Source organism: Mycobacterium sp. MFM001 (genome assembly GCF_003402475.1).
Classification (GTDB): domain Bacteria; phylum Actinomycetota; class Actinomycetes; order Mycobacteriales; family Mycobacteriaceae; genus Mycobacterium.
This window is the reverse complement of record NZ_BFAB01000012.1, coordinates 17,366-42,562: the sequence shown is the minus strand read 5'-3', so window position 1 is coordinate 42,562 and position 25,197 is coordinate 17,366. Positions and strand designations below refer to the sequence as shown.

The following is a 25,197-nucleotide window of genomic DNA, read 5'->3' as shown; positions in this document are numbered from 1 at the left end:
ATGACCGCCGTCGAGGAGCTGACGTTCGAGTCGACCTCGCGCTACGCCGAGGTCGACGTCGACGGACCGCTGAAGCTGCATTACCACGAGGCCGGTAGCGGCCCAACGATTGTCCTGCTGCACGGCGGCGGGCCGGGCGCGTCCAGCTGGACGAACTTCTCCCGCAACATCGCCGTGCTGGCGCAGCACTTTCACGTGCTGGCCGTCGACCAGCCCGGCTACGGCCACTCCGACAAACGCGCCGAGCACGGGCAGTTCAACCGTTACGCCGCCAGGGCGCTCAAGGGGTTGTTCGACCAGCTGGAGCTGGGACGTGTTCCGCTGGTGGGTAATTCGCTGGGCGGGGGCACCGCCGTCCGCTTCGCGCTGGACTACCCCGACCGAGCCGGCCGGCTGGTGCTGATGGGCCCAGGTGGGCTGAGCGTCAACCTGTTCGCACCCGACCCCACCGAAGGCGTCAAGCGGCTGGGCAAGTTCTCCGTCGAGCCCACCCGGGAGAACCTCGAGGCGTTCCTGCGTGTCATGGTCTACGACCAGAAGCTGATCACCCCGGAACTGATCGACCAGCGTTTCGAATTGGCCAGCACGCCGGAATCCCTGGCGGCGACCATCGCGATGGGAAAGTCGTTCGCCGGAGCCGATTTCGAGGCCGGCACGATGTGGCGCGAGGTGTACCGGCTGCGCCAGCCGGTGCTGCTGATCTGGGGCCGCGAGGACCGGGTCAACCCGCTGGACGGCGCACTGGTCGCGCTGAAGACCATTCCGCGGGTGCAACTGCATGTTTTCGGGCAGTGTGGACACTGGGCACAGGTGGAGAAGTTCGACGAGTTCAACAAGCTGACCATCGATTTCCTGGGAGGCGCGTGATGAGCATCCGGTCGCTGGGCTATCTGCGCATCGAGGCCACCGACGTGGCGGCGTGGCGCGAGTACGGGCTGAAGGTGCTCGGCATGGTCGAGGGCAGCGGGGCATGCGAGGGCGCGCTTTATCTGCGAATGGACGACTTCCCGGCGCGCCTGGTGATCGTGCCCGGCGAGCACGACCGGCTGTCGGCAGCAGGCTGGGAATGCGCGAACGCCGAAGGGCTGCAAGAGATCCGCAACCGCCTCGACGTCGAGGGCACGCCGTACAAGGAGGCCACCGCCTCCGAGCTGGCGGATCGGCGGGTCGACGAGATGATCCAATTCCAGGATCCGTCGGGTAACTGCCTCGAGGTCTTCCACGGTGCGGCACTGGAGCACCGCCGGGTCGTCAGCCCGTACGGGCACAAGTTCGTCACCGGCGAGCAGGGCTTGGGCCATGTGGTGCTGTCCACCCGCGACGACGACGAGGCGCTGCACTTCTACCGCGATGTGCTCGGCTTCAAACTGCGCGACTCGATGCGGATGCCGCCGCAACTGGTCGGTCGCCCCGCCGACGGAGCCCCGGCCTGGCTGCGGTTCTTCGGCTGCAATCCACGGCACCACAGCCTGGCCTTCCTGCCGCTGCCGACCCCGAGCGGCATCGTCCACCTGATGATCGAGGTGGAGAACTCCGACGACGTCGGGCTGTGCCTGGACCGGGCGTTGCGCCGCAAGGTGCCGATGTCGGCGACGCTGGGCCGGCACGTCAACGACCTGATGCTGTCGTTCTACATGAAGACGCCCGGCGGCTTTGATGTCGAATTCGGTTGCGAGGGACGGAAAGTCGACGATCACGACTGGATCGCCCGGGAAAGCACCGCAGTGAGCCTGTGGGGCCACGACTTCACGGTAGGTGCCCGGAACCAGTGAGCTCAGCGCCGATCGACCCGCGCACGTTCCGCAACGTGCTGGGTCAGTTCTGCACCGGGATCACGATCATCACCACTGTGCACGACGACGTTCCGGTCGGCTTCGCGTGCCAGTCGTTCGCGGCCCTGTCGCTGGAGCCGCCCCTGGTGCTGTTCTGCCCGACCAAGGTGTCGCGGTCCTGGCAGGCCATCGAGGCCAGCGGAAAGTTCTGCGTCAACGTGCTGACCGAGGGCCAGAAGGACGTGTCGGCGCGGTTCGGCTCCAAGGAGGCCGACAAGTTCGCCGGGATCGACTGGACCCCATCGGAACTCGGGTCGCCGATCATCGACGGTTCGCTGGCCTACATCGACTGCACGGTCGCATCGGTGCACGACGGCGGCGACCACTTCGTGGTGTTCGGCGCGGTGAAATCGCTGTCCGAGGTGCCGAAGATCAAGCCGCGTCCGCTGCTGTTCTATCGCGGCGACTACACCGGCATCGAACCCGACAAGACCACACCGGCGCAGTGGCGCGACGACCTCGAGGCATTCCTGACGACGACCACCCAGGACACCTGGCTGTAATTCCGCCAGGGTGTTAATCGAATGGCCCTCGCCAGCGTAAGCCTGGGAAACGGGCGAATCCGCGGTCGGTGGTAATCCACATGGCGCCGTTCTCGATTGCAAGCGCCGCGTGATACGCGTCTGGAACCGTGTTGGCCTTTGCTCCTACTTCCGTGCAAAGGGATTCGAAGATTTCCCAATGTCGCGGTCCTGGGCGCAACGGGATGGTGGCCGGAGCCGATCGCAGCGCACGGCATGCATCAATCGCCTGCGCTGTCGAACTGGGTTGGAGAAAGATGCGGTGGTTGGTGAGAAGCCGAATGACGCCGGACAGCACGAGTTCACTTATCCCTACGGGCTCGTCACCAGTGAGGACCTGGTCAACCCATGTCCGGTACGCGTCGTGGTCGATACTGTCTTCTCGGATGGCAAATACACAGACATTTACGTCAAGGAGCAGCATTGTCGCCCAACAGCTCCGCGAGAGCTTCTTTGTCTTCTAGGTCGACACCGGGCTGCAAACCTCCACTACCGTGCGTCGGCAACCGGAAGTCGCCGCGACTCTGTTCGTCGTCGCTGCGCCGCAGCATGACACGTAACGCGTCCTCGAGCACCGCGCCAAGCGATCGGGATGTTCGCGCGGCCAGAACTTTCGCCTGGGCGAGCAAGTGATCGTCAATATTGACCGTGGTGCGCACCGAATCATCATAACATCATAGGGCCGCATCATGATGCGCTCTCAGGTGCAGTCTCAGTGCGCGTAGGTGGTTTCGGTATTCGCGTCCTGGAACATCTCGGACACGATGAGACGGCTTCGCAGAGCTGAGTCGCAATGTCAGTGGGCATGCATACAGTCACACACATGTTCGAATCATACGAATTGCCTCGGCGAGACCAGATCGCCGAATTAGATGAAGTCGGCCTGGTCGATGCCATGGCCGTCGCGACGCTGATGGAATCTGCGGCGCTCGATGTGCGCCTCGCGGCGATCCAGGAAATGTACGAGCGGCTCCGCCCCTCCGCGAGCACGCGGTCGAGCCCGCCACATCCAAAAGCTGCTCTTCGGCCACCGTCGAATAGACGAAGTCGCAGGAGCCGCAAGAGAAAGCGCCGCTAGGAGATCCCGCAACGACGGCGTCGTCGATCCAGAAACTACTGGCCGTGCCAGCGGGCCTGATGTTCAGCGTGCGTCGCCAGATAAGCGCCGGGACCGAAGAGCTCGTCGTAGAAATCGGTGTCGAGATGTTGTGCCTGTAGATACATCAGCACGTGGACCGTCGGAACGGTGCCGGGCAGTTTGCCGAAGGTGTCGTAGATGTACGACGCCTCGAGCGTGACCAGCTCCTGGATGCCCTCCCGCGGCAGCGCGGAAGCGCGTACCTTCGGGCTGTCCGACCATGGTCCGGGCGTGTCTGGGTGAAAGGGACCACCGGGCCCGTACTTGCGGGCGACCAGCTTCTCCACCCCTGCTGCGACTGAGGGCACATGGGGCGGGCTGAGCGTCTCGAAGTATCCGGGCAGGCCGGTGACGTTGGGGAAGGGCCAGCGTTCGTCTTCGTCGGCGACGAAGCCCAGTCCATCCAACACCGACAACCGATTCAGGCCGTCGTACATCCAGCCGCCCAGGCCCAGCGCCTGCAACGCCAACACGCCGTTGTTGGCGCCGACGGCGAGCTCCGCACTGGCCTCGGTCAGCGTGTACTGCTCGACGAATGAGAGCGGAATCGGGTCGTCGGCATGAGGTAGCCCCGAAAAGCGTTCGGCGCCGGGGATATTGCGACCGTTGATGTCGTCAGTGATGAGGTAGCCGTTGGCGGCGAAGAACCACAGGTTCTCCATCAGGTGTTCGGCGAGGTCGGCAACCGGGTAGGCCAGCAGGCTGCCGGGGTGGTTGGCGATCCAGAGGTTGTGGCCTTCCATGTGTGGTTCCTCGCGCGGCAGCTGCAGGCGAGTGTCCGAAATCCGGACATACGAGGCGGCGGTGTGGCTGATCCAATCCTCGATGCTGTCGAACTCGCGCGGTTGCGCGTCACGGTTGGGCAACATGTACGCGCCGGTGTCGTCGGTGAAGAACAACTGGCTGGTGTGAAAGCCAGCGGCCGAGGGGAACGTTCGGCCAATCGCGCTCCCCGAATAGTTGGGCAGCGACGGCGCATACCCGGGGTTGTGGGTGATGCCGTAATGCCAGCCGGTGACGCCGCTGGTAACCGAAACCAGCAGTGCCCGTTCGACTTCCGACAGCGGCTGGACCGGCCGGCGACTGGCGTACGCCAGCGCACCGGCAGGGATCCGGCCGCCGACCGGGAATCGGCGTGACCGTCGCCCGGTGATGGCCGCCAACAGAGGGAACTGGGCGACCTCCGCCAGCGCCGCCCGCTCATGGGCGGAGATGACGAGGCTCATGTTTGTAGCCATGACCCGATGCGCCGCAACGCCTCTTCGATGTCGCTCGTCGGCCCCGCGAACGACAGCCGGACGAACGATCCGCCATGCACGGTGTCGAAGTCGATGCCGGGCGCAATCGCAACGCCGGTGTCCGCCAGGAGCTTTGAGCAGAACGTCATCGAGTCGGTCGTGAAGTCCGACACGTCGGCGTAGACGTAGAAGGCGCCGTCGGTGGGCGCCAGTCGGTCGATGCCGATGTTCCGCAGGCCGTCGAGCAAGAGCCGGCGGTTGATTGCGTACTGGTGCAGGTGCCCGTCGGCTTCGGCGACCGCATCGGGAGTGAACGCTGCGACAGCGGCGTGCTGTGACAAAACCGGCGGGCAGATGGTGAAGTTTCCGGTCAGGCGGTCCACTGCGCGGCGGAGCTCGGTCGGCACCAGCAGCCAGCCCAGCCGCCAGCCCGTCATCGCGAAATATTTGGAGAAACTGTTGACCACCATGGCATTTCGTGATGTCTGCCAGGCGCAACTGGTTTCCGGCGCGCCCTCGTAGACCAGTCCGTGGTAGACCTCGTCGCTGATCAGCCGCACCCCGGCAGAATCGCACCACGACGCAATCTCGGCCAACTCCGCCGGCGGAATGACCGTCCCGGTCGGGTTGGCCGGACTGGCGACCACGACGCCGGCCACGGGCGGGTCGAGGTTGGCGAGCATCTGCGCGGTTGGCTGAAACCTGGTGTCCGGTCCGCATTCAAGCTCGACGACCTCACACCCGAGCGCCGTCAAAATGTTGCGGTAGCACGGGTATCCCGGACTGCTGACCGCCACCCGATCGCCGACGTCGAAGCACGCCAAGAACGTCAACAAGAATCCGCCCGACGAACCGGTCGTCACCACGACGTCATCGACGCCGACCTGCAGGCCATAGCGCTCCCGATACGATGCTGCGATCGCGGCGCGCAGCTCCGGAATGCCCAGCGCCACCGTGTAACCCAGTGGGCTGCTGTCCAGCGCGGCTTTGGCGGCCACACGCACCGGTTCCGGGGCGCCGGCACTGGGTTGTCCCGCCGACAGATTCACCAGATCGCCGTGGGTGCGTCGACGCTCGGTGGCGGCCAGCCAGACGTCCATCACGTAGAACGGCGGGATCCCGGCGCGCAGCGCCTCCGACTTGTTCATGGCGTGATCCCCAAGAACGTAAACGGCTCGGCGGGTTCGAAGCTCCCCGAGCTTTCCCCGGCGAACGTGTTCGTCTCATTGCGGCCCAGGTCCAGCTTGCGAACCGGGGTGCCGTCGGCAAGGTCGAGCTTGTTCAGGTCGACCCAGAACACGTTGGGAGTCAACGCCGACTCGAAGAAATAGAGCCTGCGCGTGTGATGAGCAACCGTGCGCCACCGGGTCGAGGAGATGTTCGGTTCGTCGGGTGTGGAGATGCCAAACGGCACCGAGACGTTGCGCACCACGCTGAACACCGACGCCAGCGCAAGCCTGGGGTCGTCGACCTTCGGCACCGCGTTGACGTAAAACGATGCGCGGGCGAATCTGTCGGCGGCCCGGTTGGTTCCGGGCAGCATCACCGTGCCGCCGAGCTGTGCCCAGTAGGCGTTGATCGCCAGCTGCTGGTCGAACGTCGGCGAGTTCGTCATCACCTGGTACTCGCGGCTGTGATGGATATTCTGTTGGCCGCCAATGTATTCCACGATTGCACTGTCGCCATCGGCGTCCGACATCGACAAGTGCAGGGTGGCCAGCCGGTCCTCGCCGGGCACGCCGTCAGTGACCACGTCGAACGGTTCGCCGGCCAGCGCGTCGACCGCCTCGGCCACCGACCCGAAGTTGTCGAGGACATACTGCGCCCAGGCGGCGATGGTCAACCCCGGCCGGCTGCCGTCATACGCCGGATACTCCGACTCGGCCAGCCACAGCAAGTTGGCCGACAACCCGGCCTCGTTCAGCCCGTCGGTGGTGCATATGTCGTAGGCGCTGGCCACCACGCTGCCGTACCTCGCAGTCCACGCGACGGAGTTCGCGCCTACCTGGCCGGTGCGTTTCATCCCGGCCGGCAGCGCCCACAAGTTGGTCGCCAGGTCCAGCTTCCAGTCCATCGACCGCCCGGTGATGATGTTGCCGCCGGGGCCGAGGTACACCAAGCGAGTGCACATATGCCTACCGTACGGGGTCGGCGAACACTTCCGATTCCAGTCGGCGCAAGTGCGCGCGGGGCGGACCCAACAGTTGCGAACTGCCATGTGCGCGTTTGAAATACAGCTGCATGTCGTGTTCCCACGTGATCGCGATACCGCCGTGCAGCTGAATGCCTTCGGCTGCCACGGTGGACAACGCCTCGCTGGCTGCCACCCGGGCCAGCGCTGCCGAGGTCGGCGACGGGTCACCGACGGAGTCGTTGACCACCGCGCGCGCGGATTGCACCGCGACGTACAGGTCGGCCATCCGGTGTTTGAGCGCCTGGAAGCTGCCGATCGGCCGGCCGAACTGCACCCGCTCCTTGGTGTAGCCGACGGTCAGCTCCAGGCAGCGGGCGGCCGCGCCGATCTGCTCGGCGGCCAGCAGGATGGCCGCGGTGTCGGCGAGGCCGGGGTCCGCGCCGAGCGCCTGGCTCTGCTGGGCGGTGACTCGGGCGAGCCGACGGGTGGGATCCATCGGCACGACGGGCTCGGCGCTGAACGAGGTCCACCGGGTGAGTTTCTCCCCGTCGGCCGCAATCACGACGTCGGCGATGTCGCCGTTGACCACATAGTCGGGGTCGAACACCACGGCGCCGATCGAGGTGCCCTCGGCAAGGCCTTCCAACGCTTCGCTGTCCGGCTTGTCGGCGGCGAGCAGCGCCAGTTCCGCCAGTGTGGTGCCCAGCAGCGGGGTGGGCACCAGGCTACGGCCGAGTTCTTCGACGACGACGGCGGCGTCACCGAGACTGCCGCCCGCGCCGCCATATTCCTCGGGTACCACCAGGGCAGCCGCGCCCACCTGTTCGCACAGCAGCCGCCACAGCGATTCGTCGTAGCCGCGTTCGGAGTCCATTGCCGCGCGAACCGCCTCTGGCGCAGCGTGTTTGGCCACCAGCGCCGCGACCGTCTCGCGCAGGAGTTCCCGTTCGTCAGTCATCACAGTGCCTCCAACACCCGTCGCCGGTGCGCCGCCGGGTCACCCCAGGCCGACCGCAGCGCTTGCACTCGCAGCAGCCACAGCGACAGGTCGTGCTCGGCGGTGAAGCCAATGGCGCCGTGGGTTTGCAGCGCCGAGCGGGCCGCCAACAGCGCGGCGTCCGACGCGGCGGCCTTGGCTGCGCTGACATCACGTGGGGCCAGCGACAGCGCGGCGCCGTAGACCAGTGGCCGGGCCAGCTCGACCGCGATGTGCACGTCGGCGAGCTTGTGCTTGATCGCCTGATACGAGCCGATCACCCGGCCGAACTGCGCGCGCTGCTTGGCGTACTCGACCGCCGCGTCCAACAGCGCCTGGCCGGCGCCGACTAGTTGTGCTGCGGTGGCCAGCGCGCCGAATTCATTGGCCCGTGCGACGTCGGCGTCCCACGCCGCGCCGTCGGCGGTGACGTCGAACAGCCGACGACTGGGGTCGACGGACTCGTGCTGCGTTCCGCGCTGTGCCTCGGTCACGTGCCCGTCTTCTGCCAGCAGCACCAGGCCGGCGGTGTCGGCGTCGACGGCCCGCGGCACCTGCGGCGGAAGCGCGACGGTCGCGATCAGCTCACCCGCCGCGAGCGCTGCACACCGTTCGTCGTCGGCCAGCAAAATGGGCGCCACCGCAATGGATTCGGTGACCGGCCCCGGCACGCACCAGCGGCCGAGTCGTTCGGCCGCGACGACGAGGTCGACAGGATGCGCGCCGATGCCGTCGAACCGCTCCGGCACCATCAGCGCGGTGACACCCAGATCGGCCAACTGCGCCCACACCTTGCGGCCCGGCGCGGTGTCGCCGGTGGCCCAGGCCCGCACGGCGCCGGGTACGTCGGCTGCAGCCAGCGCCGCGTCGATGCTGGCCGCGAAATCGCGCTGCTGTTCGTCCAGGTCGAACTTCATCTCGGTAGTCCTAGCAATCGCTCGGCGATGATATTGCGCTGAATCTCGTTGGTGCCGGCATAGATCGGGCCGCCGAGCGCGAACAGCAAACCGTCGGTCCAGGAGTCGGCCAGCTCGCCGTCGGCACCGCGGATGTCCAGCGCGGTCTGATGCACTGCTACGTCCAGGTCGGACCAGAACACCTTGGTCACCGACGACTCGGCGCCGAGTTCGCCGCCTTCGGCCAGCCGGGTCACGGTGCCGAAGGTGTGCAGTCGGTAGGCCTGGGCCTTGATCCAGGCGTCGGCCACTTGGTCACCGAAAGCGCTGCGGCCCTGGGACTTCCACAGTTGTGCCAGCCGTTCCGCGGCGGCCACAAATCGCGCCGGGCTACGCAGCGACATGCCGCGCTCGTTGCTCGACGTGCTCATCGCGGCCCGCCAGCCGTCGTTCACCTGGCCGATGACGTCGTTGTCGGGGACGAACACGTCGTCGAGGAAGATCTCGCCGAAACCTGTGTCGCCGCCGAGCTGGGCGATCGGCCGGACGGTGATCCCGTCGGCCTTCAGGTCGAACATGAAGTAGGTCAGCCCACGGTGCCGCTCGGCGGACGGGTCGGACCGAAACAGCCCGAATGCCCTGTCGCCGAACGGCGCCCGCGAACTCCAGATCTTCTGCCCGTTCAAAAGCCAGCCGCCGTCGGTCTTCGTCGCGGTCGACCGCAGCGACGCCAGGTCGCTGCCGGACTCAGGCTCCGACCAGGCCTGTGCCCAGATCTCCTCGCCGCTGGCCATCTTCGGCAGCACCCGATCCAGTTGCTCTTCGGTGCCGTGCGCGAACAGTGTGGGCGCCAGCATCGACGTGCCGTTGGCGCTGGCCCGCCCGGGGGCGCCGGCGCGGAAGTACTCCTCTTCGAACACCACCCACTGCAACAGCGTCGCGTCGCGCCCACCGTAGCGTTCCGGCCAGGTGATCACCGACAGCCCGGCGTCGTAGAGCACCTTGTCCCAACGCCGGTGCTGTTCGAAGCCCTCGGCGGTGTCGTAGGACTTGGTGGGGAATGAATCCCGATGCGCCGCAAGGAACTCCCGCACTTCACTTTGAAAGGCGCGCGTCTGGTCGTCGAAATCAAGGTCCATCTAGGGCATCTCTCGCAGTAGCGGTTTGACCACCTTGCCGCCCGCATTGCGGGGCAACGTGTCGACAAACCTCACCGAACGGGGGGTCTTGAAATTCGCCAGATGTTCACGGGTGTAGGCGATCACTGCCTGCTCGTCGAGCTCAAATCCGGGACGCGGCACCACAAAGGCCCGGCCCACCTCCCCGAGCCGCTCGTCGGGCACGCCGATCACCGCGGCGTCGAGCACGCCGTCCAGCCGGGCCAGTACCTGCTCCACCTCGGCCGGATACACGTTGAACCCGCCGCAGATGTACATGTCCTTCAGGCGGTCGGTGATCTGCAAATTGCCTGCGCCGTCGAGCTTTCCGATGTCGCCAGTGTGCAGCCAGCCGTCGGCGTCGATCGTGGCCGCCGTCGCCTCCGGGTCGTCGAGATAGCCGAGCATGACGTTGGGACCGCGCAGCAGAACCTCGCCTTGCTCGCCGATGCGCAACTCGAAATCCGCGATCGGGCGCCCGCATGTGGTGGCGACGGTGACCGCGTCGTCGTCAGCGCGGCACATGGTGCCGAACCCGTTGGACTCGGTCAGCCCGTAGGCCGTCAGCACGATGTCGATGTCCAGCTCGGACTGCATGCGCTCGATCAGCACCACCGGGACCGTCGCCGCGCCGGTGACCGCGAACCGCAGCGAGCTCAGGTCGTAGTCGGCACGCTTCGGGTGGTCGAGCAGCGTCTGGTAAATCGTTGGCGGACCGGGCAATACGGTGATCCAGTGCTCGGCCACGGCGCGCATCGCCTGGTCCGCGTCGAACGTCAGCTGCGGGATCAACGTCGCGCCGGTCTGCAGGCAGGCCAGGATGCCGGCCTTGTAGCCGAAGTTGTGGAAGAACGGGTTGATGCACAGGTAGCGGTCGTCGGCGGTGATCTTCCCGCAGGCCGCCCAGGCCGCCGAGCCGGCCAGCGATTGCCGATGCGCGCACAGCACGCCTTTGCTGCGGCCGGTGGTGCCGGAGGTGAACAGGATGTCGGAGACGTCGTCGGGCCTGACGGCGGCGGCGCGGGCGTCGGCGGCCTGCAGATCAGTGCCGTGCGCGACGAACTCGTCCCACGTCCCGTCGTCGGTCTCTATCGGCACCCGCACGATGTGCCGCAAGTCGGGAAGGGCGCCGCGGTCGAGATCGGCCAGCTTGTCCGACCCCAGAAACTCACCCATCGCGACCAGCAGCGGGGCCTTGGTCCGGACCAGAATGTCGGTGGCCTCCGAGGCGGTGTAGCGGGTGTTCAGCGGAACCATCGTGGCGCCCGCGTTGTGCGTGGCCAGACAGGCGACCACCCAGTGCCAGGTGTTCGGTGACCAGATCGCCACCCGGTCGCCCGGGTCCACGCCGAGCGCGATCAACGCGGCCGCGGCCCGGCGCACCTCGTCGCGCAACTCCCCAAAGGTGAGCGTCCGATCCGCCGTGACCAGCGCTTGGTGGTCCGGAAGCTCACCCGCGATGCGCTCCAACGCCGCAGGAATGGTCCGCGGCTGGGTCGACATCGACGCTCCTCCCGGCCTGGGCTCAATTGCCCGGCTCCTCCTCGGGCCGCTTCACGGCCCGCATCGTCACCGGCCTAGCAAGCAAGTGCTTGGTAGGTTAGCCTACAGGGATGCAGGACGTCGAGGAGTTCCGGGCCGAGGTCCGCGACTGGCTGGCCGAGAACCTGGTCGGGGAATTCGCCAAGCTCAAGGGCCTCGGCGGTCCGGGCCGCGAACACGAGGCGTTCGAAGAACGGCGCGCCTGGAATCAGCATCTCGCCAAGGCCGGCCTGACCTGCCTCGGCTGGCCCGTCGAGCACGGCGGTCGGGGGTTGTCGGTCGCCCACCGGGTCGCGTTCTACGAGGAGTACGCGATCGCCAACGCGCCCGCGAAGGTCAACCACTTCGGCGAGGAGCTGCTCGGGCCGACGCTGATCGAGTACGGCACGCCCGAGCAGCAGCAGCGCTTCTTGCCGCACATCCTCGACGTCACCGAGCTGTGGTGCCAGGGCTACTCCGAGCCCGGCGCCGGCAGCGATCTGGCCAACGTGTCGACCACCGCGGTGCTCGACGGCGACCAGTGGGTGATCAACGGCCAGAAGGTATGGACGTCGCTGGCGCACTGGGCGCAGTGGTGTTTCGTGGTGGCGCGCACCGAGAAAGGCTCCAAGCGGCACGCGGGATTGTCGTATCTGCTTGTGCCGCTGGACCAACCTGGTGTCCAGATCCGCCCGATCGTCCAGCTGACGGGCGATTCGGAATTCAACGAGGTGTTCTTCGACGATGCCCGCACCGACGCCGACTTGGTGGTCGGCGCACCCGGGGACGGCTGGCGGGTGGCGATGGGCACGCTGACCTTCGAGCGCGGGGTGTCGACGCTCGGCCAGCAGATCGTCTACGCACGCGAACTCCAAGGCGTCGTCGAGCTGGCCAAACGCACTGGCGCCGCGGACGATCCGCTGATCCGCGAACGGCTGACCCGGTCCTGGGCGGGGCTGCGAGCGATGCGTTCGTACGCATTGGCCACCATGGACGTCGAGCAGCCCGGGCAAGACAACGTCTCGAAACTGTTGTGGGCCAACTGGCATCGAGAACTCGGCGAGGTCGCAATGGAGGTCCGAGGCAAGGCCGGCCTGGTGCTCACCGACGGCGACTTCGACGAGTGGCAGCGGCTCTACCTGTTCACCCGGGCCGACACCATCTACGGCGGCTCCAATGAGATCCAGCGCAACATCATCGCCGAGCGGGTGCTCGGCCTACCCCGAGAGGTCAAAGGATGACGTTAGCGGTCGCGCCGAAAGAGATTGATGGCCATGGACTTCTGTCCGGGAAGGTCGTGATCGTCACCGCGGCGGCGGGCACCGGCATCGGCTCGGCGACCGCGCGCCGTGCGCTGCTCGAGGGCGCCGACGTCGTCGTCTCCGACCACCACGAGCGGCGCCTCACCGAGACCGCCGACGAACTGTCGAAACTGGGGCTCGGGCGCGTGGAGCATGTGCTGTGCGACGTCACCTCCAGCGTGCAGGTCGACGCCCTGATCGCTTCGGCCACCGCGCGGATGGGCCGCATCGACGTGCTGGTCAACAACGCCGGGCTCGGCGGGCAAACGCCGGTGGTCGACATGACCGACGAAGAGTGGGACCGCGTGCTCGATGTCACGCTGACGTCGGTGTTTCGCGTTACCCGGGCGGCGCTGCGCTACTTCCGGGAGGCTGATCACGGCGGCGTGATCGTCAACAACGCCAGCGTATTGGGTTGGCGCGCACAGCATTCACAGGCGCACTACGCTGCGGCCAAGGCTGGCGTGATGGCGTTGACCCGGTGCAGCGCGATCGAGGCCGTCGACTACGGCGTACGGATCAACGCGGTGTCGCCCAGCATTGCCCGGCACAAATTCCTGGACAAGACGTCGTCGCCGGAGTTGCTCGACAGATTGTCGGCCGAGGAGGCGTTCGGCCGGGCCGCCGAGCCGTGGGAGGTGGCGGCCACGATCGCCTTCTTGGCCAGCGACTACTCCAGTTACCTGACTGGAGAAGTGATTTCGGTTTCGAGCCAGCACCCATGAACCGGCGCGAGGAACTTCTCGAACTGGCCGCGACGATGATGGCCGAAAGGGGCCTGCGCGCAACCACCGTGCGTGACATCGCCGACGGCGCCGGAATCCTCTCCGGCAGTTTGTATCACCACTTCTCCTCCAAGGAGGAGATGGTCGACGAGGTGCTGCGCAGCTTTCTGGACTGGCTGTTCGCCCGCTACCAGGAAATCATTGACACCGAACCGAATCCGCTGGAGCGGCTCAAGGGTTTGTTCATGGCGTCGTTCGACGCGATCGAGCACCGGCATGCGCAGGTCGTCATCTACCAGGACGAGGCCAAGCGGTTGCAGTTGCAGCCGCGGTTCTCCTACATCGAGCAACGCAACAAAGAACAGCGCAAGATGTGGGTCGACGTGCTGCGGCAAGGCATCGAGGAGGGTTACTTCCGTCCGGACCTCGACGTCGACCTGGTTTACCGATTCATCCGGGACACCACCTGGGTGTCGGTGCGCTGGTATCAACCCGGCGGACCGCTCACCGCCGAACAGGTGGGCCGGCAATACCTCGCCATCGTCCTAGGCGGAATCACTACAGAAGGAGTTGGAAATGGCTGAGGCCTACGTCATCGATGCCGTGCGGACCGCGGTCGGCAAGCGCAACGGCTCGCTGGCCGGCGTACATCCGATTGACTTGGGGGTGTTCGCATTTCATGGCCTGTTCGACCGTGTCGACGTCGATCCCGCCGCCGTGGACGACGTGATCGTCGGTTGCGTGGACGCGCTGGGCGGGCAGGCCGGCAACATCGGCCGCAACGCGTGGCTGGCGGCCGGCTACCCGGAGGAGGTGCCCGGTGTCACCGTCGACCGGCAGTGCGGCTCCAGCCAGCAGGCAATTTCCTTTGGCGCGCAAGCGATCATGTCCGGTACCGCCGATGTGATCCTTGCCGGCGGCATGCAGAACATGAGCCAGATCCCGATCGCGTCGGCGATGGTCGTAGGCAAGGAATTCGGCTTCACCTCGCCCACGAACGAGTCGAAGAACTGGCTGCATCGCTATGGCGACCAGGAGATTTCGCAGTTCCGCGGCGCGGAGCTGATCGCCGAGAAGTGGAACCTGTCGCGCGAGGAGATGGAGCAGTTCGCGCTGACCAGCCACCAGCGGGCGCTGGCCGCGATCCGCGGCGGTCACTTCGACAACGAGATCGTCGACGTGGATGGGTTCCGGATCGACGAGGGCCCGCGCGAGACGTCGCTGGAGAAGATGGCCGGGCTGAAGACCCTGTCGGAGGGCGGGCGGCTGACCGCGGCGGTGGCGAGCCAGATTTCCGACGGCGCCAGCGCGGTGCTGCTGGCCTCCGAGCAGGCGGTCAAGGACCACAAGCTCACCCCGCGGGCCCGCATCCACCACATCAGTGCCCGCGGCGCCGACCCGGTGTTCATGCTGACCGGCCCGATCCCGGCGACCCGCTACGCGCTGGAGAAGACCGGGTTGTCGATCGACGACATCGACGTCGTGGAGATCAACGAGGCGTTCGCGCCGGTGGTGATGGCCTGGCTCAAGGAGATCAAGGCCGACCCGGAGAAGGTGAACCCCAACGGTGGCGCGATCGCGCTGGGTCATCCGCTGGGCGCGACCGGGGCCAAGCTGTTCGCCACGATGCTCAATGAGCTCGAGCGCACCGGCGGCCGCTACGGGCTGCAGACGATGTGCGAGGGCGGCGGCACCGCCAACGTCACTGTTATTGAGCGCCTATAGGCGCTCATCTGCGCCGAGTGTGAAATCCGCGACGCCGCGTCGGCGTGTCGCGTCGTGTGGTTCACACTCGCGGGCGTGTCAGAGGGTGCTGCTAGACCTGAGCCAACACGAGATGGAGGTTGGCAATGGCAACGAAGTCGGCAGTCACGGTAGACGGCGACGAATTGAGGCTCGGCCCAGCGCGAGTGAGTTTCCAACGGACCCTGCGGATTCCGGAAACAGGATTGCATCCGCTACCGCCCGGGTTGGGACGGTTCCCGCTGCGGCGGGTCGAGGACTATCCCGACACCGCGCCCGCTGAATGGCTGACCCGCGGCGGGGTGATGCTGCCGATCTATCAGCGAGAGGCCATGTGGCTTTCGTTCGATTCCGACGAGCCCGCTGCGCTGCAGGTCGGTGTCGGCAAGGTGTGCGCGGTCAGCGGCAAAAAGTGGCGCGAGCGCCTGAAGAGAAAACCGCAGAACTACGTCGCCCTGCCCGACCAGCCGTGGCTGGACGGCATCAACGCCGGCGACGGGTTCATCCGCCAATTCGTCGCAGTACCACTCGGTTCGGGCGCCACGGTGGAAGGCCAGATCACCGGAGAGGAGATCCACGGCGGCATCCAGTTGCGCGCCGTCGGCCTCACCTCGGAGGCACTGAAGAAGTGGCGGACGGAGCGGGCTCGCGTCGTCGACTGCCTGGCCATGACCGGCATCCAGCCGGCGCCGTCCATGGGGCTGGGAGCGGGCGGACGGATGCGGCAGGAGGTCTACCGCGACGAACGCTCGCCATCCGACTACGACGAGAACCGCTCGTGGCGGGTCTTCGTGCACTTGTGCTCGCCAGCGCAGTGGACGGCGATCACGGGTGAGGTTCCGCCTCCGACTCCGGTCGACCGGGAGAGCTATGTGAGCGCGGGTTTGCCGTGGTTTGACTACTTCGACGCCGACGCCAGCGATCTCGCACCCAGCCACACCTTGACTCAGGTGAAGACCGTCGGGACGCTGCTGGCCGACAAGGAGGACGCGTTCACTCCCGTTGACCCTGCCACGGTTATTTCGCTGAAGGACTCCGGTGGCGAACCCGTTACAGATGGCACGTGGTAGATACGGCGTAGCCATACACATGCACGCTCTCGACGCGAAAGCGTCGCCGTTTCAACGCGATAGACCCGCAATGATGTCATCGACCGTGCGTGCTGCCAGCGACTCAACTTCTCGCCGGCTCGCGCCCCGCAACGGCCCATGCAGAGCCAGTTCGGCGAAGCCGTGAACGGCGGACCAGCATGGCCACTCGGCGCCGTCGCGCCGCTTGCGTGACAGCAGCCCGGCCTCCACCATGGCATCGAGCGCCTCGACCAAGGCCAGATACGGTGGCGCACTGCCTGTTTCGGCGAACTGCTCAGTCCCGAAGAATGCGACCGCGAACCACCCCGGCTCGTCCAGTGCGAACTTGATGTAGCCAAGGCCGACGGCCCGCAGCAGCTCGGTCGGGGTACGCCGGCGCACCGATGCCCGCATCCGCTCCGTCATCCGATGCTGCACCGCAGTCCCGACGGCTTGCAGCAAGGCTTCCCGGTCGGCGAAGTGCCGATACGCGGCGTTGGGCGAAACCCCGACTCGCCGTGTGGCTTCCCTGATGGTCAGCGCGTCCGGACCGCCTGTCTTGGTGAGCTCGAGGCCGGCCTCGATCAGGGCGGCGCGCAGATCTCCGTGGTGGTAACCGCTCACGCTTGACCTCCTCCGCCTCAAAGTGTACGGTGTGAACATTATCAATGTTGACGGCGTGAACATAGCAAATGGAGGATGGCTGGTGACTGCACCAGGATTACCGCCGGTCGTGGACGCCGAGACCTGGCACCAGCAGTTGGACGCGTTGCGTGTCCGCGAGAAGGCGGCCACCCGCGAGCTCGATGCCATCGCCGCGCAACGCCGCCGGCTGCCGATGGTCGAAATGCCCGACTACGTACTGGAAAGTGAGCGCGGTCCGGTGCGGCTGGTCGATGTGTTCGACGGCAAGAGGCAGTTGATCGTGTACCACCACATGTGGTTCCCCGGCGAAACGTGGCAATGCCCGGGTTGCACCGGCTTCACTTCACAGTTCACCCGCCTGGGCTTCCTGGACAACTACGACGCCCGGTTTGTCATCGTCACGCAAGGACCGATCGACGAAGCGCTCGCCTACAAGCGGCGGGTGGGCAACCGGATGACGTGGTACTCAACCGCGAACAGCCCCTTCGGCGCCGACGTCGGTGCGCCACCTGGCGGCGGGTTCGCAGTGAATGTCTTTCTGCGCGACGGGAATCGGGTCTACCGGACCTGGCACACCGACGGGCGTGGCACCGAACAGCTGAGCCACTCGTTTGCCTTGATCGACATCCTGCCCTACGGCCGTCAGGAAGACTGGCAGGACTCACCCGACGGCTGGCCGCAGTCGCCGACATACAGCCGGTGGGCCAGTTCGCAAGAAATCGCCGAAGCATACGGAGGAGAAAAATGACTGGTCTGACCACGATCAGCTTGGTGTGCGTGCCGACACCCGAGCAGGACAAAGCGGTCGAGTTCTACGAGTCGCTGGGGTTCGAGAAGCGAACCGACCAGCCGTTCGGTGGCGGCCACCGGTGGATCGAGGTCTACCCACCCGAGGGCACCACCGGCATCGCGCTTGCCCCGCCCCCGCCCGATGGCGGAGAGGTGCAGCCGATGAACACCGGAATCACCTTGACCACCAGCGACATTGACGCCACCCACGCGGCGATGCGAGAACTCGGCGTCGACGTCGATGCCCAGGTAGCGCGCATGGGCGAACCGGTGCCGCCGATGTTTTGGTTCCGCGACCCGACCGGCCACACGCTGCTGGTCGTGGAGACCTGATCGGTGCGTCGGCTGGGAATCTGACGACGCCCTCACGGCGTGTCGCGTCGTCAGATTCACACTCGGCGGGGCTGTGGACGCGGGTAGGCGGTATTCGGCGGGCGCTGGCAAGCTTCCGCCATGGGGGAGTTGGCCTGGCCATTCCTGGGGGCCGAGATGCTAGCCGCGAAGACAATTCCCGAGCGGGCGATGCGGACGCTGTACGAACCGGTCTACCCGGGCGTTTATGCGCCGTGGGGCGTCGAGTTGACGGCACGCCAGCGGGCGGAAGCGGCGTGGTTGTGGTCGCGGCGTCGCGGTGTAGTCGCCGGTAACTCTGCTGCCGCAATGCTGGGCGCCAAGTGGGTGAGCCGGGACCTCGACGCCGAGCTGGTGCACGACAACCGCAAACCGCCGCGGAGGCTCGTCGTTCACACCGACACCCTGCAGCCGGGCGAGGTGGTGACCGTCGACGGGATTGCGGTCACCGGCCCGGCGCGCACCGCCTTCGACATCGGGCGGCGAACCGGGTCGCGGTTACTGGCCCTGCAGCGCATTGACGCGCTGGCCAATGCCACCGGGGTCGGTATCGACGAGGTTGAGGCCGTTATCGCCGTACACCCCGGGATGCGGGGCTTGAACCGGCTCCGTCGGGTACTGTCGCTCGTCGACGGCGGCGCGGAATCCCCGCAGGAGACCCGCACCCGGCTGGTGCTGATCGACGCCGGTCTGCCCCGGCCGAAGACCCAGATCACGGTTGACGACGAGTACGGCGAGTTCGTGGCGCGAGTCGATATGGGCTACCGAGACCTTCGGGTCGGAATCGAGTACGACGGCCCGCAGCACTGGACCGATCCGGAGCAGCGACAGCGCGACATCGACCGCCATTGGGCGCTGGTTGCCCTGGGCTGGGTGATTATCCGGGTCAGCGCCGACCTGCTCCGCTTCCGTGAGGCCACACTCGTCGGTCGGGTAAAAACAGCGATGTACGCAGCCGGGTGGGATGGCCAGCCCACGAGCGTGAATTCCACGACCGTGAATCAGCGTGTCGCGTCGTGAGATTCACACTCGCGCTAGGTGATGTGTCCCGAAGCCGCCTGCAGGTGCTTGATGGCGTCGGCGACGATCGTGGCGATCAGCTCCGCGCACGACGGCAGGTCCTCGAGGATGCCGGCCACCTGACCGGAAGCCAGCACACCGGCGTCGGTGTTGCCCTCGACCAGGCCCGCCTTCAACAACATCGGGGTGTTGGCCGCCATCACCACCTGCGACCAGGTCAACTCCTTGCCGTGCCGCATGGCCAGGCCGTCGCGGATCATTGAGGGCCAGGTCATCTGCGACATCTTCTTGAACTTGGCGGCGTTACGCACGGCGGCGGTGAAACCGCGTGCGCGCGAGCCGCTCTCGAGCTTCTCGACCAGTCCGGTGCGCAGCACGCGGTGCGGCATGCCGTCGACGCGGGTGGTGACCACCGTGCCGTCGAGTCCGGACTCCAGGTAGCGCCGCTTGACCGCATCGGGCACAGTCGAATCCGAGGTGAGCAGGAACCGGGTGCCCATCGCCACCCCGGCCGCACCGTACGACAAAGCGGCCGCCAGCCCGCGCCCGTCGAAGAACCCACCGGCCGCCACAACCGGGATGTCCACGGCATCGAGCACCGACGGCAACAGCAGCGTCGTCGCGACGGGCCCGGTGTGGCCGCCGCCCTCGCCGCCCTGCACGATCACCGCATCAGCACCCCACGAGGCCACCTTGCGAGCGTGTTTGGCCGCACCGACCGACGGAATCACCACGGAGCCGGCCTCTTTGAGCCGGGTGATCAGCTCCTGCTTGGGCGCCAACGCGAACGACGCCACCTTCACGCCTTCGCGGATCATGAGGTCCACCCGGTCGCCGGCATCGGCCGCATCGGCGCGGATGTTGACACCGAAGGGCTTGTCGGTGGCGTCCTTGACCTTGCTGATCGCGGTGGCCAACTCGTCGATGGTCATGGTCGCCGACGCCAGGATGCCCAACCCGCCGGCGTTGGCGGTCGCCGAGACCAGCCGGGCGCCGGCCACCCAGCCCATTCCGGTCTGTACGACCGGGTGCTCGACGCCGACCAGCTCGGTCAGCGGCGTGCGCAGTCTCATAGCCACCGCCGACGATGCAGAGCGAAGCGATGAGGAGGAGGCGGAATAATCATGAACGTACCTCTTTGTCCCGCAACGATTTCGGGTCGATGACCTCGCGGATCAGCCGCAACTCGTCTTCGGTCGGCGGCCTGGTCTCTCCAGCCTGGTCCAGCCCGTGTACCTCGAACGACGTGGCTTCCCGCACGTCGTCGGGGGAGACGCCGGTGTGCAGGCTCACCGCCCGCATCGTGTGGTCGGGACCGCCGAAATCGAACACGCCGAGATTGGATACCACCCGGTGCACGTTGACGAACCGGAACGCCGGATTGCCGGGATCGACCTTGTCGTAGCCGATTCCGGAAACCACATCGACCGAGTCGCAGAACACCCGCTTGGAGTGGTTGCCGACCCAGTAGCTGGTGGCGTGGTTGATCGTGTTACCGGGAGCGCCGCGAACCCCGAACATCTGCCGCGTCGGGTGCTGCAGCGGCCCGAACGCCGACAGGTTCTGATTGCCATAGCGGTCAACCTGATTGGCGCCCATCACCACATGCCGCCGACCCCACGCCAGTGTCTCGAACACTCGGCCGAATGGCATCCAGCCCTCGACCGCGCCCGCGGCGCCGAGCGCCGGGGTGCCCGCCAGCAGTTGGGCTTCGCCGTCGGTCAGCAGAATGTCAGGGGAGAACGTCAAGCGGGCTAGCCGGGCGCCGACCAGGGCCACGGTGGTCATCGGGCTGATCATGATCTCGCCGGCGTCGCGGAACAGCTCGGCGCATGCGGTCACGCAGATTTCGGCTCGGGTGATCATGACTGTGCTCCAAACTTGCGGACCGCCGCCTGATAGTCGGCCTCGCTGCCGGACAGATAGGTCGCGACGAAGTCGCGCCAACCCTCTTCGGAACCTGCGGCCTCGACGTAGTGCCGCTGGAACTTCTCGTCGCGCCCGTAATCGGGTGCCGCCGTGGTGAAGTGGGCCCCGCCGGGCGCTTCCACCACCGCGTCGACCATCATCCGGTTGACCAACAGCGCCTGCGGCGGCACCGCCTTGACCAGCTCCTCGGTCGGCACCAGACGCTCGACCGACAGGTAGCGCTTCTCGGCGGCCATCAGATACAGGTCGTCGAAGTAGGGATCGATACCGGTGTAGGCCGCATTGCCGCGGGCATCGCCGAGATTCATGTGCACGAACGCCGCATCCAGCTGAAGCGCTGGCATCGCGATCAGTGTCTCGTGACCGCCGTCCGGCGACGGGTATGGCGAAGTGACGGTTTGCAATTCGCCGTCGAAGAAGTCCGGCACCGAACTGCCCAGGCCGGCGCGGATCGGCAGGAACGGCAGCCGCTGCGCTGCCGCCTGCAGCCCGCAGCGCAGCATGCCCTCGTCCATCTCTCGGGCTTCGATCGAGCCGCCCGTACGCGCTTTAGCGAACCACGGGTCGTAGAACGGCGGCGAGTCCAGCGAGACGAAGCCGTAGTAGACCCGGCGCACTTTGCCCGCCGAGCACAGCAGTCCGAGATCCGGTCCGCCGTAGGTCACGACCGTCAAATCCGTGACGTCCGTGCGCAGAATCGCGCGCACGAACGCCATCGGCTTACGCCGTGACCCCCAGCCGCCGATTCCGATGGTCATGCCGCTGCGCAGTTCGGCGACGGCCTCGTCAAGAGTTGTCCGTTTATCAGTCATGACTTCTTCACAAATGCGTCGCGGTGCTCGTCGGAAACCCCGGCGAGATTGAGTTCGAACGTAAAGCCTTGCTCCATGCGGTAACTGGTGTTGACCCGCTGCACGTCGATAAAGTTCAGCGCCTCCTTGGCGGCCCGGATCACCCGGGTGTCCTTGGCGGCGATGTCGCGGGCCACCCGTAATGCTGCCTCGTCCAACTGTTCTCGAGGCACCACCTCGTGGACCGAGCCGAAGTGATGCAGGGTGGCGGCGTCGACGGTGGCCGCCGTGAAGAACAGCCGTCGCATCATGTGCTGAGGTACCAGTCGGGACAGATGAGTGGCCGCGCCCAGCGCGCCGCGTTCCACCTCGGGCAACCCGAAAGTGGCGTCGTCGGAGGCCACGATGACATCGGCGTTGCCCACCAGCCCGATGCCGCCGCCGACACAGAATCCGTTGACCGCGGCGATCACCGGCACCGCGCACTCGTAGACCGCTCGGAACGCGGCGAAACAGCCGCGGTTCGCGTCGATCAGCGCAGTGAACCCTTCGGTGCGTTGCATCTCCTTGATGTCGACGCCGGCGTTGAAGCCGCGGCCCTCGGCCCGCAGGATCACCGCGTGAGTGTCCGGGTTGTCGCCGGCGGCGGTCAGCGCGTCGGCCAGTTCGAACCAACCTTGCGACGGGATGGCGTTGACCGGGGGAAAGTCGACCGTGACGGCGACGATGCCCGGTTCTTTGACGGTGGACGTGATCGGCATTGCACTTCCTGGGGGTCGAGTACCTGAGCAAGCACTTGCTTGGTACGCTAGCACAGTGACCGACGGCGCAGCAGGGCTCAATCTGGGATTGTCCGGCCGGGTGGTGCTGGTGACCGGCGGCGTTCGGGGGGTGGGCGCCGGGATCAGCTCGGTTTTCGCCGGCCAGGGCGCGACGGTGGTGACCTGTGCGCGCCGCCCGGTCGAGGGCCTGCCGTACGAGTTCCACTCTTGCGATATCCGCGACGACGACGCCGTCAAAGCGATGATCGACGCGGTCCTCGACCGGCACGGCCGCCTCGACGTCGTCGTGAACAATGCCGGCGGTTCGCCGTACGTGCTGACCGCCGATTCCAGCGCGAAGTTCAACCGCAAGATCATCGAGCTGAACCTCCTTGGCGCGCTGTTTGTTTCACAGCACGCCAACGACAAGATGCAAGCTCAGGAGCACGGCGGCTCGATCGTCAACATCACCAGCGTCAGCGGCCGACGGCCTACACCGGGCACCGCGGCATACGGAGCGGCCAAGGCGGGCATGGAAAGCCTCACCCAGACCCTGGCGGTGGAATGGGCGCCGAAGGTCAGGGTGAACGCCCTGGTGGTCGGCATGGTCGAAACCGAACAGGCCGATCTGTTCTACGGCGACGCCGAGTCGATTGCCGCTATTTCGAAGAATGTGCCGCTCGGCCGGCTGGCAAAGCCGGAGGATATCGGCTGGGCCGCAGGGTTTTTGGCATCCGACGCGGCGTCCTATATCAGCGGTGCCACGTTGGAGGTCCACGGGGGCGGCGAACCGCCGCACTACCTCGCCACGACGAGCGCGATCAAGTAGAGGAGACAACGGATATGGGTTTGCTCGACGGCCGAGCGGTCATCGTCACCGGAGCAGGCGGCGGTATCGGCCGCGCGCACGCGCTGGCCTTCGCGGCCGAAGGTGCGCGAGTCGTCGTCAACGACATCGGGGTCGGCCTGGACGGATCGCCGGCGAGCGGCGGCAGCGCGGCACAGAGCGTCGTCGACGAGATCACCTCTGCCGGTGGCGAAGCCGTCGCCAACGGATCTAACGTCGCGGATTGGAACCAGGCGGCCGAGCTGATCCAGACCGCGGTCGACACGTTCGGTGGTCTAGACGTCCTGGTGAACAACGCCGGCATCGTGCGGGACAGGATGATCGCCAACACCAGCGAAGAGGAGTTCGACGCCGTCGTCGCCGTGCACCTCAAGGGTCACTTCGCCACGATGCGGCACGCGGCGTCGTACTGGCGCGGCCTGTCGAAGGCCGGCAAAACCGTTGACGCGCGGATGATCAACACCAGTTCCGGCGCGGGCCTGCAGGGCAGCGTCGGGCAGGGCAACTACAGCGCCGCCAAGGCCGGTATCGCCGCTTTGACGCTAGTGGCCGCCGCCGAGATGGGCCGCTACGGCGTCACCGTCAACGCGATCGCGCCGTCCGCCCGGACCCGCATGACCGAGACCGTTTTCGCGGAAATGATGGCCAAGCCCGACGAGGGCTTCGACGCGATGGCACCGGAAAACATTTCACCGCTGGTGGTTTGGCTTGGTAGCGGCGAGTCGAAAGACGTGACGGGCAAGGTCTTCGAGGTCGAGGGCGGCATCATCCGCGTCGCCGAGGGGTGGGCGCACGGCCCGCAGGTCGACAAGGGCGCCAAGTGGGATCCCGCCGAGCTCGGACCCGTCGTCGCCGACCTTTTGGCCAAGGCGCGGCCGCCGGTCCCGGTGTACGGGGCCTAACGCGGTTCGCATACCACCAACGGGATCACCCGGTCGGTGGCCTGCCGGTACCCGCGGTACGGCGGATACATCTTGATCAGCGACGGCCAGTAGCGCTGCCGCTCTTCGTCGGTGGCATCACGGGCCACCAAACGCAGCTGCTCGGAACGAATCTGGACCTCGACGTCAGGATTGTCCTTGAGGTTGAGGTACCAGGTCGGATTTTCGGCGCGGCCACCGAAGGAAGCGGGAAGGATCACCCGGTCGCCGTCGCGCAGGTACAGCGTCGGAGTGGTCCGCGGCTCACCGGACTTGCGGCCCATGGTGGTCAACAGCGCCGCCGGGAACCACAAGAGTCTGGCGCCCAGCCGACCGTTAGTGCGGCGATAGACCCAGATGTGGGCGCGGGCAAAGTATTTCAGCAACCACGCGAGGACACGCGAGTTGCGGATCCAGTGCCGCTGCGTAATCAGGGCTCGCAGACCACGATCGGGATGGTCCGATCGGTCCAGGACTGGTAGTCCTCGAAGGAGGAGTACATCTCGACCAGCGACGGCCAGTACTTGGCGCGCTCTTCCTCGGTGGCGTCGCGCGCGGTGAGCTCGAGCACCTCTTTCTTGATCTGAACCGAAACCTTGGGATTGGCCTTGAGGTTCAGGTACCACATCGGGTTCTTCTCGCGGCCGCCGTGCGACGCGACCAGCACCACACGGTCGCCGTCGCGCAGGTACAGCAACGGACTTACCCGCGGCTGGCCCGTCTTGCGGCCGATCGTCGTCAGCAATGCGACCGGCGCGCCCTGCAGGAACTTGCCGCCGAGCTTGCCGCCGGTCGCCTTGTACAGCAATGCGTTAGTGCGCGACATCCACTTGATTAAGACGCCAGTGCCGGCGGAGTTCAGTGCACGCGGCGGATTGGCCATCGGTGATCC

The 25,197-nt window shown here is 66.4% G+C and carries 30 protein-coding genes; 14 read left to right on the top strand and 16 right to left on the bottom strand.

Annotation, left to right across the window (positions count from 1 at the left end):
• The 3 genes from hsaD to hsaB are packed head-to-tail and all read left to right on the top strand — an operon-like array spanning position 1 to position 2,335.
• On the top strand, positions 1–867 hold the full coding sequence (gene hsaD / locus MFM001_RS19090; RefSeq protein ID WP_116376843.1) for a 4,5:9,10-diseco-3-hydroxy-5,9,17-trioxoandrosta-1(10),2-diene-4-oate hydrolase: 867 nt from the start codon (positions 1–3) through the stop codon (positions 865–867).
• Positions 867–1,772: an iron-dependent extradiol dioxygenase HsaC gene (gene hsaC, locus MFM001_RS19085; RefSeq protein WP_116376842.1), complete on the top strand. Its 906-nt coding sequence runs from the start codon at positions 867–869 to the stop codon at positions 1,770–1,772. The genes hsaD and hsaC overlap by 1 nt, the downstream gene beginning before the upstream one ends.
• The gene (gene hsaB, locus MFM001_RS19080) at positions 1,769–2,335 is read left to right on the top strand and encodes a 3-hydroxy-9,10-secoandrosta-1,3,5(10)-triene-9,17-dione monooxygenase reductase subunit (RefSeq protein WP_116376841.1); all 567 of its coding nucleotides are present in this window, start codon (positions 1,769–1,771) and stop codon (positions 2,333–2,335) included. Before hsaC ends, hsaB begins: the two co-directional genes overlap by 4 nt.
• A gap of 13 nt (positions 2,336–2,348) precedes the next feature.
• Here the strand turns inward: hsaB and MFM001_RS19075 are convergent, their stop codons facing one another.
• Together MFM001_RS19075 and MFM001_RS19070 are read right to left on the bottom strand one after the other, a co-directional pair.
• Positions 2,349–2,777: a type II toxin-antitoxin system VapC family toxin gene (locus MFM001_RS19075; RefSeq protein ID WP_116376840.1), complete on the bottom strand. Its 429-nt coding sequence runs from the start codon at positions 2,775–2,777 to the stop codon at positions 2,349–2,351.
• On the bottom strand, positions 2,764–3,012 hold the full coding sequence (locus tag MFM001_RS19070) for a hypothetical protein (RefSeq protein ID WP_116376839.1): 249 nt from the start codon (positions 3,010–3,012) through the stop codon (positions 2,764–2,766). The genes MFM001_RS19075 and MFM001_RS19070 overlap by 14 nt, the downstream gene beginning before the upstream one ends.
• A gap of 164 nt (positions 3,013–3,176) precedes the next feature.
• On the opposite strand from MFM001_RS19070, the gene MFM001_RS24385 reads away from it, so the two are divergent.
• A complete protein-coding gene (locus MFM001_RS24385; RefSeq protein WP_142760712.1) occupies positions 3,177–3,431 on the top strand; it encodes a hypothetical protein in 255 nt (84 codons plus the stop codon).
• A gap of 35 nt (positions 3,432–3,466) precedes the next feature.
• On the opposite strand, the gene MFM001_RS19065 is transcribed toward MFM001_RS24385, so the two are convergent.
• Genes MFM001_RS19065 through fadD3 form a run of 7 tightly spaced genes read right to left on the bottom strand, consistent with a single transcriptional unit; the run spans position 3,467 to position 11,395 of the window.
• On the bottom strand, positions 3,467–4,717 hold the full coding sequence (locus MFM001_RS19065) for a hypothetical protein (RefSeq protein ID WP_116376838.1): 1,251 nt from the start codon (positions 4,715–4,717) through the stop codon (positions 3,467–3,469).
• Positions 4,714–5,877: a pyridoxal phosphate-dependent aminotransferase gene (locus tag MFM001_RS19060; protein ID WP_116376837.1), complete on the bottom strand. Its 1,164-nt coding sequence runs from the start codon at positions 5,875–5,877 to the stop codon at positions 4,714–4,716. Before MFM001_RS19060 ends, MFM001_RS19065 begins: the two co-directional genes overlap by 4 nt.
• Positions 5,874–6,860, bottom strand: a complete 987-nt coding sequence (locus MFM001_RS19055; RefSeq protein ID WP_116376836.1) for a linear amide C-N hydrolase — start codon at positions 6,858–6,860, stop codon at positions 5,874–5,876. The genes MFM001_RS19060 and MFM001_RS19055 overlap by 4 nt, the downstream gene beginning before the upstream one ends.
• 4 nt (positions 6,861–6,864) lie before the next feature.
• Positions 6,865–7,821: an acyl-CoA dehydrogenase family protein gene (locus tag MFM001_RS19050; RefSeq protein WP_116376835.1), complete on the bottom strand. Its 957-nt coding sequence runs from the start codon at positions 7,819–7,821 to the stop codon at positions 6,865–6,867.
• Complete coding sequence (locus MFM001_RS19045; RefSeq protein ID WP_116376834.1) at positions 7,821–8,756, bottom strand: acyl-CoA dehydrogenase family protein; 936 nt, start codon at positions 8,754–8,756, stop codon at positions 7,821–7,823. Before MFM001_RS19045 ends, MFM001_RS19050 begins: the two co-directional genes overlap by 1 nt.
• Positions 8,753–9,874, bottom strand: coding sequence for an acyl-CoA dehydrogenase family protein (locus tag MFM001_RS19040; protein WP_116376833.1), 1,122 nt, complete (start codon positions 9,872–9,874; stop codon positions 8,753–8,755). The genes MFM001_RS19045 and MFM001_RS19040 overlap by 4 nt, the downstream gene beginning before the upstream one ends.
• Positions 9,875–11,395, bottom strand: a complete 1,521-nt coding sequence (gene fadD3, locus MFM001_RS19035; protein ID WP_116376832.1) for a 3-((3aS,4S,7aS)-7a-methyl-1,5-dioxo-octahydro-1H-inden-4-yl)propanoate--CoA ligase FadD3 — start codon at positions 11,393–11,395, stop codon at positions 9,875–9,877.
• Positions 11,396–11,505: 110 nt separating this feature from the next.
• On the opposite strand from fadD3, the gene ipdE1 reads away from it, so the two are divergent.
• From ipdE1 to MFM001_RS19010, 5 genes are all read left to right on the top strand, one after another.
• The gene (gene ipdE1, locus MFM001_RS19030) at positions 11,506–12,654 is read left to right on the top strand and encodes an acyl-CoA dehydrogenase IpdE1 (RefSeq protein WP_116376831.1); all 1,149 of its coding nucleotides are present in this window, start codon (positions 11,506–11,508) and stop codon (positions 12,652–12,654) included.
• A complete protein-coding gene (ipdF, locus tag MFM001_RS19025) occupies positions 12,651–13,439 on the top strand; it encodes a (5R,7aS)-5-hydroxy-7a-methyl-1-oxo-2,3,5,6,7,7a-hexahydro-1H-indene-carboxyl-CoA reductase (RefSeq protein ID WP_116376830.1) in 789 nt (262 codons plus the stop codon). The genes ipdE1 and ipdF overlap by 4 nt, the downstream gene beginning before the upstream one ends.
• On the top strand, positions 13,436–14,023 hold the full coding sequence (kstR2, locus tag MFM001_RS19020) for a TetR family transcriptional regulator KstR2 (protein WP_116376829.1): 588 nt from the start codon (positions 13,436–13,438) through the stop codon (positions 14,021–14,023). The genes ipdF and kstR2 overlap by 4 nt, the downstream gene beginning before the upstream one ends.
• Positions 14,016–15,164 (top strand): steroid 3-ketoacyl-CoA thiolase FadA6, encoded by a 1,149-nt coding sequence (gene fadA6 / locus MFM001_RS19015; RefSeq protein ID WP_116376828.1) that lies wholly within the window; start codon positions 14,016–14,018, stop codon positions 15,162–15,164. The genes kstR2 and fadA6 overlap by 8 nt, the downstream gene beginning before the upstream one ends.
• Before the next feature lie 125 nt (positions 15,165–15,289).
• Positions 15,290–16,252, top strand: coding sequence for a hypothetical protein (locus tag MFM001_RS19010; protein WP_116376827.1), 963 nt, complete (start codon positions 15,290–15,292; stop codon positions 16,250–16,252).
• 51 nt (positions 16,253–16,303) lie between these two features.
• On the opposite strand, the gene MFM001_RS19005 is transcribed toward MFM001_RS19010, so the two are convergent.
• Positions 16,304–16,876 (bottom strand): TetR/AcrR family transcriptional regulator, encoded by a 573-nt coding sequence (locus tag MFM001_RS19005; protein WP_238159283.1) that lies wholly within the window; start codon positions 16,874–16,876, stop codon positions 16,304–16,306.
• Between the two features lie 82 nt (positions 16,877–16,958).
• Here MFM001_RS19005 and MFM001_RS19000 point away from each other — a divergent pair, with 82 nt between their 5' ends.
• The 3 genes from MFM001_RS19000 to MFM001_RS18990 all read left to right on the top strand — a co-directional run bounded on the left by MFM001_RS19000 (position 16,959) and on the right by MFM001_RS18990 (position 19,057).
• Positions 16,959–17,645: a DUF899 family protein gene (locus MFM001_RS19000; protein WP_116376825.1), complete on the top strand. Its 687-nt coding sequence runs from the start codon at positions 16,959–16,961 to the stop codon at positions 17,643–17,645.
• Positions 17,642–18,019 (top strand): VOC family protein, encoded by a 378-nt coding sequence (locus MFM001_RS18995; RefSeq protein ID WP_116376824.1) that lies wholly within the window; start codon positions 17,642–17,644, stop codon positions 18,017–18,019. The genes MFM001_RS19000 and MFM001_RS18995 overlap by 4 nt, the downstream gene beginning before the upstream one ends.
• A gap of 120 nt (positions 18,020–18,139) precedes the next feature.
• Positions 18,140–19,057, top strand: coding sequence for a hypothetical protein (locus tag MFM001_RS18990; protein ID WP_116376823.1), 918 nt, complete (start codon positions 18,140–18,142; stop codon positions 19,055–19,057).
• A 14-nt stretch (positions 19,058–19,071) separates the two neighbouring features.
• On the opposite strand, the gene ipdC is transcribed toward MFM001_RS18990, so the two are convergent.
• Genes ipdC through echA20 form a run of 4 tightly spaced genes read right to left on the bottom strand, consistent with a single transcriptional unit; the run spans position 19,072 to position 22,538 of the window.
• Positions 19,072–20,130 carry a (3aS,4S,5R,7aS)-5-hydroxy-7a-methyl-1-oxo-octahydro-1H-indene-4-carboxyl-CoA dehydrogenase gene (gene ipdC, locus MFM001_RS18985; protein WP_116376822.1) on the bottom strand — a complete coding sequence of 353 codons (1,059 nt, stop codon included), beginning with the start codon at positions 20,128–20,130 and terminating at the stop codon, positions 19,072–19,074.
• Between the two features lie 49 nt (positions 20,131–20,179).
• Positions 20,180–20,923 (bottom strand): cholesterol ring-cleaving hydrolase subunit IpdB, encoded by a 744-nt coding sequence (gene ipdB, locus MFM001_RS18980; RefSeq protein ID WP_116376821.1) that lies wholly within the window; start codon positions 20,921–20,923, stop codon positions 20,180–20,182.
• On the bottom strand, positions 20,920–21,798 hold the full coding sequence (gene ipdA / locus MFM001_RS18975) for a cholesterol ring-cleaving hydrolase subunit IpdA (RefSeq protein WP_116376820.1): 879 nt from the start codon (positions 21,796–21,798) through the stop codon (positions 20,920–20,922). Before ipdA ends, ipdB begins: the two co-directional genes overlap by 4 nt.
• Entirely contained in the window at positions 21,795–22,538 is a 744-nt protein-coding gene (gene echA20, locus MFM001_RS18970) for a (7aS)-7a-methyl-1,5-dioxo-2,3,5,6,7,7a-hexahydro-1H-indene-carboxyl-CoA hydrolase (RefSeq protein WP_116376934.1), read from the bottom strand. Before echA20 ends, ipdA begins: the two co-directional genes overlap by 4 nt.
• A gap of 55 nt (positions 22,539–22,593) precedes the next feature.
• Here echA20 and MFM001_RS18965 point away from each other — a divergent pair, with 55 nt between their 5' ends.
• On the top strand, positions 22,594–23,367 hold the full coding sequence (locus MFM001_RS18965; protein WP_238159282.1) for an SDR family oxidoreductase: 774 nt from the start codon (positions 22,594–22,596) through the stop codon (positions 23,365–23,367).
• Positions 23,368–23,381: 14 nt separating this feature from the next.
• Positions 23,382–24,287, top strand: a complete 906-nt coding sequence (locus MFM001_RS18960; RefSeq protein ID WP_116376818.1) for an SDR family oxidoreductase — start codon at positions 23,382–23,384, stop codon at positions 24,285–24,287.
• Here MFM001_RS18960 and MFM001_RS18955 read toward each other — a convergent pair.
• Positions 24,284–24,736 (bottom strand): nitroreductase family deazaflavin-dependent oxidoreductase, encoded by a 453-nt coding sequence (locus MFM001_RS18955; RefSeq protein ID WP_116376933.1) that lies wholly within the window; start codon positions 24,734–24,736, stop codon positions 24,284–24,286. The two genes, MFM001_RS18960 and MFM001_RS18955, sit on opposite strands and share 4 nt — an antisense overlap.
• On the bottom strand, positions 24,736–25,188 hold the full coding sequence (locus tag MFM001_RS18950) for a nitroreductase family deazaflavin-dependent oxidoreductase (RefSeq protein ID WP_116376817.1): 453 nt from the start codon (positions 25,186–25,188) through the stop codon (positions 24,736–24,738). The genes MFM001_RS18955 and MFM001_RS18950 overlap by 1 nt, the downstream gene beginning before the upstream one ends.
• Positions 25,189–25,197 lie beyond the last annotated feature (9 nt).